1 protein-coding gene is annotated in these 1,659 nt (G+C 57.0%); it reads left to right on the top strand.

What is annotated here, in order from left to right:
- On the top strand, positions 1 to 1,659 hold a 1,659-nt coding region (locus ACOSYY_RS06220; protein ID WP_421661398.1), incomplete at both ends, for a DNA polymerase III subunit alpha.

The raw sequence follows: 1,659 nt of genomic DNA, 5'->3' as shown, positions 1-1,659 counted from the left end.
TGATCTGCTCGATGGGATTTGCAGGCTACTTTCTCATCGTGTGGGACATCATCCGCTTCGCTCGATCACAAGGGATCCCGGTCGGGCCTGGTCGAGGTTCTGCCGCAGGCAGCCTTGTCGCCTATGCCCTGCGCATTACCGACCTCGATCCGCTCGTTTATACATTGCTGTTCGAGCGGTTCTTGAACCCTGAGCGCGTCTCTCTTCCCGATATCGATATGGATTTCTGCATGGATCGCCGTGGGGAAGTGATCAACTACGTGGTGGACAAGTATGGCACCGACCATGTCGCTCAGATTATTACGTTTGGCACCCTCGGGGCCAAAGCCGCGATCCGCGATGTGGGCCGTGTGCTGGAAATGTCCTATGCCGACGCGGACAAAGTCGCGAAGTTGGTCCCCAATCAATTGAACATCACGCTGCAGCAGGCTTTGGAGACGGAGCCTCGGTTGCGCGAGCTGGTGGAGACGGACCCGAAGGTCAAAGAACTCATGGTCAATGCGCAGTCGCTCGAGGGTCTGGCGCGACATGCTTCGACGCATGCGGCCGGCGTCGTGATCTCCGAAGGACCGCTCACCGACCACGTCCCCCTTTACAAAGGCGCCAACGACGAAATTGTCACCCAGTATTCGATGGGAGACGTCGAGAAGATCGGATTGGTCAAATTCGACTTTCTCGGCCTCAAGACCCTCACGATGATCCGGCGAGCCGAGACCCTCATCAACGAAACGCATCCCGAGACGACGCCGCTGGTGATCGATCAGGTGCCGTTCGATGATCCGGCCACCTTCGCCCTCTTGAGCTCCGGAAAAACCACAGGACTGTTCCAGCTGGAAAGCTCGGGCATGCGCGACTTGCTCACCGGACTGAAGCCCGACCGGTTCGAGGACATCATCGCCATTATCGCGCTCTATCGCCCGGGACCGATGGATCTCATCCCTGATTTCATCAAACGAAAGCAGGGCAAGATTCCGATCACCTACGAGGTTCCCGAACTGGAGCCGCTCCTCAAAGATACCTATGGGGTGATCGTCTACCAGGAACAGGTGATGGCCATTGCCAACAAAATGGCCGGTTTTTCGTTGGGTCAAGCCGATATTCTTCGTCGGGCGATGGGCAAAAAGAAGCCGGAAGAGATGGAGAAGTTGCGCGTTAAGTTCCTCGAAGGCGCGAAGCAGAAGAAGGTTCCTGAGAAGAAAGCGGAGAAGCTCTACGAGTTGATTCAGAAATTCGCCGGCTACGGTTTCAACAAATCGCACGCCGCCGCGTATGCCGTCGTCTGTTATCAGACGGCGTATCTCAAAGCGCACTACCCGACCGAGTTCATGGCCGCCCTCATGACGACCGACATGGGCAATCAGGACAAGCTGGTGGGGTATTTCACGGAATGTCGGGATCTGGGCATCAAAGTCTTGGGACCCGATGTGAACGCCAGCCAAAAACATTTTGCGGTGGCCGGGGGGGCGATCCGGTTCGGGTTGGCAGCCATTAAAAACGTGGGTGAGGGGGCCGTGGAGTCGGTTCTCGAGGTGAGGGCTCAGGGGGCTCCCTTTGGATCGTTCTTTGACTTCTGCCGACGGGTCGATCTTCACAAAGTCAATAAGCGGATGTTGGAAGGCCTGATTAAGGCCGGCGCCTTCGATTCGACCGGTGCCAAGC

The sequence above is a fragment of the Nitrospira sp. BLG_2 genome (assembly GCF_049222245.1).
This window is presented reverse-complemented; position numbering and strand designations above follow the sequence as displayed.